Genomic DNA, 8273 nt, shown 5'->3' with positions numbered 1-8273 from the left:
TACATCTGTGTAAACCCAATGGATAACACCAACGTCGGCCCAGCGAACGACGGAGCCATTCTAGGGGCATACTTCGTATTTGCTGATGCAGATGATGGAGAAGCATCAAAGCAGCTTCTAGATTCAAATGTACAACCAGACTTTTACGTTCAAACTGGTAGTACGCCAACCCAGAGGCTTCATGCCTATTGGCGTGATGCTTGCATCTTAATTCTACTCAGAGTTCGCTCCAAATCCTGGCTAGCGAACGTTACAAAATGTTTCTTCAAAATTAACCTCGAGTTCATATATGGGCATACATTTTGCACCATAAAGAGCAGCAGTACTGGGGATAAAGCTTAGCACAGCCTTTAAAAGAAGTCATAGCCGTTCGGTTTTAGATCGTCGACGTGCGCGACGCTCCGACTTCTTTCCATCATACCAGTCCCGCAAGCTTCTTACCTTCAGCTCGGCATCAGGCGACAACAACATTATAGAATTACGTAATGACCACTCAGTCAGACTGCCACGACACCCCTTTTCTGGCCACAAAGACTTTTCTGACCAAATGTAGTTTGGCCGTAATGATTGGGGTGTTGTGGACCTGTTGGCGACTTCAACGGCCAAATTAGCCATTAAAGTCATAATATTTTCCTCCTCTAGGACTTTTTGACGTGCGACTGAAATGGCAGAATGTGCAGCCTCCCATCGACCGTTTTCCATTTCTTTCACCATTCGTTCAGCTTCAGATACTGGTTCATTAAGGTTTATCATTTCAAAAGCATCACTATGGAAGTAAGCCCCTACATTGCTGCATCCTGCGTAGAAAGGGAAAGACCAGCACAACCAGGGGTCAGTTAGCTTTTCAGTCCATACATGCAGCCCCTCGCCGTTCTCAACAGCCAAGTTAAACTTATACGGCAGTAGGGCATCTGCTTTATCATTAATAGTTTTGAAGCCACGGCCATAAACTACAATATGATCTGGAATTTTTTCCATTAGCGTTTCCACGAGCAGCATTCTTTTTCGGTGATACTCTGTGTAGACTTTGTTCGAGGTGACAATCGCAATTTTGTCTGCTTTGTGTCTTGGCTTTTCTAAAGATTTAAACCAGTCATACCCTCTATGCGCCTGTTTGCCAGAAAAGTCATATCCAGCAAACCAATACCAACAAGTTGCGCGGTGTCGTTTTTCCGTGTCGAGAGGTTTAAGAGTAGTAGTTAGCACTAAGCCAAATTGGTTTAAAAAACGGGAGCTATACGGATGAATGACGTCTGGCTCAGCCGCAATAAAAATAGTGCGGTCCTTCGGAATATGAGTTTTTATGCTGTATGATGCTCGATTGAACGATATAAGCACCTCGGTATCGTCTGGTATAGCCGTCCCAAATGTAAACGTCACGTTTTTCAATTTATTGCTAAAACCAGGAGATTGCTTCAAAAACGCACTAGTTGGGGCATCTGTAAAAACATGAGCCTTCGTCTCCATAGTCACAGCATCCTTATTCTGTTGCAAAACATCAAACGAAATCTCATGCTATTTCTCGTCTACGTATAATTATAATTGACACAATGACGCCACCTGAGTGGGTCGAGGCAATATCGATCTGGTATGATGGACCTGAAAAATACTAATCAGCCTTAACATACTATATGAACACTCCGCGGCGATTAAAGCACTCGAACACCACCCCTCCTTTCAATTCATGTTAATCCATACCTATCTAATTTAATCCAATTCTCCGGGACGATACTTGAACAGTCGTGCTGGTCCGAAATGAACCAAGGGCTGGGAGCAATTACTTTCTTGCCTAAAGCCCCTCCGAGCCACGCTGCCCACCAACTATACGAACTGTTAGCTATTACAAAGTGATCGCATGACATCATAAGCGAAAATTCCTCCAGATCGGTCAACCCCTGCCCCGAAGCACAGATCACTTCATCTGATAGGTCTGATTCTCGAAAGAACCAATCAGGATCATCTGTAAAAGCCACAAACTTTATACCTGGAAACATTGCTCTGAGCATCGACATACCGTTGAGATAATAGTCTTTACTGCACAGCCCAAAATCGGCTTCGTTGAGATAGTCGCCACGGCGAAAATGTAAAGCAGCGACAATCTCACATCTCCACGATTGCCTTATACTCATTGATTTAACAGACGTAATTTTTAGTTCCGACCGAATAATATCTGCATGGCGACTAAAGAACATCTCTGACTGAAAATACCCACGTAGAGTGGCAGGTTTTTTCAACATTGTGTAAACTGGGTCAAATGCTATTTGTTTTTCTTTGTAGTAGCGGCCTAAAGACTTATCCTTAACGTCGAGTATCAGTGAAAGCTGCTTATTCGACAAAACTGCAATGTTTTTTGGTAAGTCAAATTTTAGAATTAGCGGCTGTCTTAGTTTATATTTTTGAAATCCTGAGATGTCTAAAACTAAACTTTGGTTTAAATCTTCAGCGAGCGCCCGAGCGCATGAAAATTGAAAAAGCTGATTTCCAAGACCTCCAATAATTTTACTTCTAATCATCTGACCCTCAACGATTTGTTAAAATTATTCATTAATTTTACGGTCCATATATTTACGGGCTATTTTTTTTACTTTTGCGCGATATAGTGGCCGCTGCAGTTCTTGTTTAAACTTAGCCCAGCCTCTTTTTTTATCACTGATCAAGCTTCCGCCCAAATTATCAGAATTTTCACAAACTCCATTTGGCCAAACAGAAAAAATTGGAACATGATGCTCCCAAACAAGCTGTAAATACGTATCTACAGGTCGATCTATTATTTTTGTTTTAGATAATAATGTTTTAGCAGCCTCACGACTAATAAGTTGAGCCTGCGCGCCCAACCCTACCTGTAGTGGTTGAAACAACGTCACTTTTTTTTCAGTAGAAATATGGCTAGTGGGTTTTTCCCGTAACTTAATCGGAAACCTAATTATGGATCCTGATTGGTATTTTTTTAAAGCCAGGGAAAGCGAATTAGTAAAGTCTGGCTCTACGATATTGACATCGTCTTCCAGCACCAATCCAGCATCAACATCTTCATCAACGATACGCTGCCAGCATTTCCGATGACTTAAAAAGGTCGCAATTTCGGCAGGACGTAGAAAAAATGGGTACTCGGGCTTGATAAGCGAGCGCTGGTAAAATGAATTGTTAACAAAACTTTTCAAAGAACCATCAATGGCCGACACTACTTCTGTTTCAAATGGTAGAGCTTCAATCAACTTTTGCACCTGTGGCGCACGTTGATATGCCCGCTCCAAGTGAATAATAAAACATCGTATTTTAGGTGGAGTAGCTGTCATATTTCGACTTTGGCCCTGAATTTTCTATGGTTGCCGCTGCAGACGGTTGATCCAAAAACGTCTAACAACTTCCATTAATGTTACAACGCTAGGAGTCCCCCGTCACTATTGTTGCCACAAACACTACACGGCGAAGCGTACACGCGCGCGCGCAAAGGCGAATGAGATGAGAACGATTATAATTCACGCAATATTACTTAAGCCTATCTCGCTGAAAGAAATGCTCACCAAAGCGTGCCGTCCTAACCCCTTGATATTATGGCGATCCCTGAAGGACTCGAACCCTCAACCTGCTGATTAGAAGTCAGCTGCTCTATCCAGTTGAGCTAAGGGACCGCTTGAGTGTTTGCATAGCGCTTTGGGTGCAAGCTGCGCAAGGGCGGTGTACGTTTGTTTATGCTCAGTTACTACTTCGGAATTTCCGCACGCCAAAAACGGCAGTTAGCCTTAATGGGTCCAAGCGCCTCGGCGGTTGACGGCGAAGTTCTCGGAGTAGCCGGCAGCTCGCACGTTAGGGCGGCGCGTTTTGGGCTCTTGCACAACTGCCTCGATGCCGTTGTCGCGCGCGTAGTCGACCGCATCTTCTTTACTGTCGAACGTCAACTTAACTTGGCTTTGGGTATCATCAGATGATGTCCAGCCCATCAGTGGATCTACATCGCGCGACGAGGCCGCAGCAAATTCTAGCACCCATTTACGCGTTTTTGCTGTGCCCGAAGACATGGCTGTTTTGGCTGGCTTATAAATACGTGCGCGCATGGTGAACCCTCAAACGTTGGCTGATGCCTATATCCATAAATCTGCGGGTAAATGCAATATCTGCCATACGTCGGTTTGAACTAAGGTTTGACGCTGAAGCGAAAACTCTGAAACGACCGTGGGAGATAGGGGAATGAACCGCTCAGTCCAGGCTACACTCCAGCGCCTAACCCCATCATCTTCAAATACTTGCATTTAATCCAGCTATTTGTTTGATCAACATCCAGCGGCTCCCTTGAACCCACGACAGAAGGCGTCACATTGTATGCTGACCAAAGGGAATCGCTCATGTCTTACGCCCATTCAGATAGCCAGCCACCACGTCCGACAGCACCTGTTTTGGCAAATCCCGCGCCAGACGTGAAAACCCGTGACAAGCTGGAGGGCGGCCTTTCGTTCAAGCTCAACACCGAGTTTGAACCCGCAGGCGACCAACCCACGGCCATCAAAGAACTGTCGACTGGCGTGCTGAACGGCGACCGCGATCAGGTGCTGCTTGGCGCAACAGGCACCGGCAAAACATTCACCATGGCAAAAGTGATTGAACAAACAGGACGCCCCGCGATCATCCTTGCGCCTAACAAAACGCTAGCCGCCCAACTTTATGGGGAGTTTAAAGGCTTCTTTCCCGACAACGCGGTAGAGTATTTCGTCAGCTATTATGACTATTATCAACCGGAAGCCTATGTAGCGCGCTCTGATACTTACATCGAAAAAGAGAGCCAGATAAACGAGCAAATCGACCGGATGCGCCACTCTGCAACCCGTGCGCTTTTGGAACGTGATGACGTTATTATCGTGGCGTCCGTATCGTGCATTTACGGCATCGGTTCGGTCGAAACCTACGGAGCCATGACCCAAGATATCCACGTTGGCAAAATGTACGATCAGCGTCAGGTCATCGCCGATCTGGTCGCCCAACAATACAAACGTAACGACGCGGCGTTTCAGCGTGGCACGTTTCGCGTGCGCGGAGATAGCCTTGAAGTCTTCCCTGCCCACCTTGATGACCGTGCGTGGCGGCTGTCTTTTTTTGGCGAGGAATTGGAAACCATTACTGAATTCGACCCTCTTACTGGTGAGAAAACAGATACGTTCGACAAGATCCGCATTTACGCCAACAGTCACTACGTCACCCCAAAACCGACGATGCAACAGGCGGTTACGGGCATCAAAAAAGAACTGCGGGTCCGGCTTGATCAGTTGGTAGCAGATGGCAAATTGCTTGAAGCACAACGCCTTGAGCAGCGCACAAATTTTGACCTTGAGATGCTAGAGGCCACTGGGGTTTGCAACGGGATCGAGAACTATTCGCGCTACCTGACGGGCCGCGCACCGGGCGAGCCGCCCCCCACACTGTTTGAATTCATCCCAGACAACGCGATTGTTTTTGCCGACGAGTCCCATGTTTCTGTGCCGCAGATCGGCGGCATGTACAAAGGTGACTTCAGACGCAAAATGACGCTGGCCGAGCACGGTTTCCGCCTTCCGTCTTGCATGGACAACCGGCCCCTCAAGTTTGAGGAATGGGACGCGATGCGGCCCCAGTCTGTCTTTGTTTCAGCTACTCCAGCCTCTTGGGAAATCGAACAAGCAGGCGGCGTATTCACAGAACAGGTCATCCGCCCCACGGGGCTTCTGGACCCCGTCATCGAAATTCGCCCCGTTGAGACACAGGTGGATGACCTTTTGGATGAAATCCGCCGCGTTGCAGCGGATGGCATGCGGGTATTGGCCACGACATTGACCAAACGCATGGCAGAGGATCTGACAGAGTATCTGCACGAACAAGGCATTCGCGTGCGCTACATGCACTCAGACATCGATACGATTGAACGGATCGAGATTTTGCGTGACCTCCGCCTTGGAGCATTTGATGTGCTTGTGGGGATCAACCTGCTGCGTGAGGGCCTCGACATTCCGGAATGTGGGCTGGTGGCAATTCTTGATGCGGACAAAGAGGGCTTTTTGCGTTCTGAGACGTCACTGGTGCAGACCATCGGCCGCGCGGCGCGAAACGCCGAAGGCCGCGTGATCATGTACGCGGATAAAATTACCGGCAGCATGGAACGCGCCATGGGCGAAACCGAACGCCGCCGCACCAAGCAAATTGCGTATAACGAAGAACACGGCATCACACCTGAAACGGTAAAGAAAAACGTCGAAGACGTTCTGGCGGGTCTCTACAAAGGCGACGTGGATATGAACCGCGTGACCGCAACCATCGAAAAGCCGATAGCCGGTGATAATCTTGCGGCACATCTTGATGGGCTGCGCGAAGACATGCGCAAAGCCGCCGAAAACCTTGAGTTTGAGGAAGCCGCCCGTCTGCGTGACGAGGTGAAGCGCCTTGAGACTGTCGATTTGGTGGTGTCCGATGATCCTTTGGCCCGCCAAGCAGTTGTTGAGAAGGCCGTTGATGATGCGCAAAAAGCATCGGGCCGCTCAACCGCAGGACGTGCGGGGCAACGGGGCGGAACAAAGCGCAGCAAACGGCGTTAGATCGCCTTTTTACAAAACGAACAAGCGTAGCGGTTTTTCACCGCTGCGTAACTGAGCGTTAAGACATGCTGTCGTAGCAAGCTTGCATGAGTATGCACCGCACCTTTAGCCCCTCGACGGATTGGCAAACGCCAACCAGCATCACCCCGTCGCACATCGACCGGATGGAGCGTGATTTGCGCACCCTACGCCGTGATCTGTTCGATCATCCGCGTGAGATGACGGGGCCTGTGACAGTGAAGCTGGTACAGACGGAAATTGCGCTGCAGGAACTACGTCTTGAGGTGACAAAACTTGGCCACGCTAACTAGCGGACGCGGCCAAGAACTACGACTAGACAGGCGCGTCGCACCGCATCGTCACATTAGCCCGCCCCCTAGTGGACTGCCCCCACTTTAGTCGTACTTCAGATTTATCTGCACCTTGTTCAACTTGCGCCCAAGGCTGACTGAAAACGTCCTAGCTACCAGATTTTGTTTGCTCAACAGGCTGCACCGCCTGAACTGCACACGCCCATCCATCAAAGGGTAAACGCCCTGATGCAGATACGTTCCACGCGGCAGCATCGGTGTTTTGGTCATGATTTATCACAACAGGATTGATCGTAACTGTGCCAACATTATTGAATGTGTTGCTATCAAAAACGATATTTCGATAACGCCCTTTAGCCAGGTCAGCACGACTTGTGTCGATCCTGTCGGCACGTTCGACATTGCCGTTTACCGCCTTGAAAACATTACCTTGAACCGACAATCCTTGGATGAAATGTCCCTCACCATAAGGGGCCACAACCAGCCATGAAAAATCAGATCGCGAGTTGAGCGATATGAAGAAATTCCCAGAAATCGTCAGCCCACCAAACGAGAACTGGTTAGCGAAATCTGGAAAGGCCTCATGCTCGTTGGTCATCTCAATATAATTATTGTCGATATAGTTCCCCGTAACAGCACTCATACAATTCGATTGCGTAAAGATCAGGCCAGCCTTGCGAATACCGTTTGAACCAGCATCCCCATGAAACCAATGATTGCCCGTCACCAAGTTGCCTACGCCAGACAGAACCGCGAAATGCTCAAACAACACAACGGGGTTGTTGCGCAGCTTGGGGTCGTTCGAATTGACGTTCAGCGCCGTTGTTACACGGCCTTCAACCTGAAGCGATTGCTTGTTCGACAGAAACTGACAACGGTCAACAATCATCCCCTGACAGCCACGATCAGCAGACGTGATCCCGCGGCTTTTGGGTTTGTTGATCAAACAATCGAGCACTTCGAAGACAACGCCATCGGGCGCCAACATGATGCCACTTGCACGGCCTGAACACTGTAGTTGGATATTGTTCAAAACCATTTTCGATAGTTTTTCAAAACCACCAAAATCGAGCATATATTTGAAACGCGTGAACGTATAACTCTGGCTTTCCGCGGCCCCGAACAGCGGTTGGCATAGGGTCAACGTGTTTGCGCTGACGTTCACAGACGCCACATAAACCTCACGGCCAACCCCGTTTCTACTTACCAGCGACCCCACCTTAATAGACGCGGCGTTCACGACATTGCGCAGTTTATACGGATCGTTGGGGTCATAGCTGGCACTTGCTGTCACCACATCATCAGCCCAAGCTGTGCTTTCACGGGCTTCAAACATACCGTTTGCAATGACGCGCCGGACCTCAAACCGCGCCCGATTAGGCACCAAAGCAGCCATATCAAGCGG

General features: G+C 48.5%; 6 protein-coding genes, 1 tRNA gene and 1 pseudogene. 2 read left to right on the top strand and 6 right to left on the bottom strand.

Annotation, left to right across the window (positions count from 1 at the left end):
• Positions 1-360: 360 nt before the first annotated feature.
• The 5 genes from ACTF5M_RS11035 to ACTF5M_RS11015 form a co-directional block, all read right to left on the bottom strand.
• Entirely contained in the window at positions 361-1467 is a 1107-nt protein-coding gene (locus ACTF5M_RS11035; RefSeq protein ID WP_438961027.1) for a hypothetical protein, read from the bottom strand.
• A 215-nt stretch (positions 1468-1682) separates the two neighbouring features.
• On the bottom strand, positions 1683-2513 hold the full coding sequence (locus ACTF5M_RS11030; RefSeq protein ID WP_438961026.1) for an alpha-1,2-fucosyltransferase: 831 nt from the start codon (positions 2511-2513) through the stop codon (positions 1683-1685).
• A 24-nt stretch (positions 2514-2537) separates the two neighbouring features.
• Positions 2538-3296 carry a glycosyltransferase family 25 protein gene (locus ACTF5M_RS11025; RefSeq protein ID WP_438961025.1) on the bottom strand — a complete coding sequence of 253 codons (759 nt, stop codon included), beginning with the start codon at positions 3294-3296 and terminating at the stop codon, positions 2538-2540.
• 259 nt (positions 3297-3555) lie between these two features.
• Positions 3556-3632, bottom strand: a tRNA-Arg gene (locus ACTF5M_RS11020).
• A 111-nt stretch (positions 3633-3743) separates the two neighbouring features.
• On the bottom strand, positions 3744-4055 hold the full coding sequence (locus ACTF5M_RS11015; protein WP_048598967.1) for an ETC complex I subunit: 312 nt from the start codon (positions 4053-4055) through the stop codon (positions 3744-3746).
• 288 nt (positions 4056-4343) lie between these two features.
• On the opposite strand from ACTF5M_RS11015, the gene uvrB reads away from it, so the two are divergent.
• Together uvrB and ACTF5M_RS11005 are read left to right on the top strand one after the other, a co-directional pair.
• Complete coding sequence (gene uvrB, locus ACTF5M_RS11010) at positions 4344-6557, top strand: excinuclease ABC subunit UvrB (protein WP_438961024.1); 2214 nt, start codon at positions 4344-4346, stop codon at positions 6555-6557.
• A 92-nt stretch (positions 6558-6649) separates the two neighbouring features.
• Positions 6650-6868, top strand: a complete 219-nt coding sequence (locus ACTF5M_RS11005) for a hypothetical protein (protein WP_438961023.1) — start codon at positions 6650-6652, stop codon at positions 6866-6868.
• A 148-nt stretch (positions 6869-7016) separates the two neighbouring features.
• On the opposite strand, the pseudogene ACTF5M_RS11000 reads toward ACTF5M_RS11005, so the two are convergent.
• A pseudogene (locus ACTF5M_RS11000) lies at positions 7017-8273 on the bottom strand (right-handed parallel beta-helix repeat-containing protein); the annotation flags it as partial.

The sequence above is a fragment of the Nereida sp. genome (genome assembly GCF_965655635.1).
Taxonomy (GTDB): Bacteria; Pseudomonadota; Alphaproteobacteria; order Rhodobacterales; family Rhodobacteraceae; genus Nereida.
This window is presented reverse-complemented; position numbering and strand designations above follow the sequence as displayed.

Coding starts and splice junctions, on each gene's coding strand:
- ACTF5M_RS11035 (WP_438961027.1), bottom strand. CDS start 1,467: ATGGAGACGAAGGCTCATGTTTTTACAGATGCCCCAACTAGTGCGTTT.
- ACTF5M_RS11030 (WP_438961026.1), bottom strand. CDS start 2,513: ATGATTAGAAGTAAAATTATTGGAGGTCTTGGAAATCAGCTTTTTCAA.
- ACTF5M_RS11025 (WP_438961025.1), bottom strand. CDS start 3,296: ATGACAGCTACTCCACCTAAAATACGATGTTTTATTATTCACTTGGAG.
- ACTF5M_RS11015 (WP_048598967.1), bottom strand. CDS start 4,055: ATGCGCGCACGTATTTATAAGCCAGCCAAAACAGCCATGTCTTCGGGC.
- uvrB (WP_438961024.1), top strand. CDS start 4,344: ATGTCTTACGCCCATTCAGATAGCCAGCCACCACGTCCGACAGCACCT.
- ACTF5M_RS11005 (WP_438961023.1), top strand. CDS start 6,650: ATGCACCGCACCTTTAGCCCCTCGACGGATTGGCAAACGCCAACCAGC.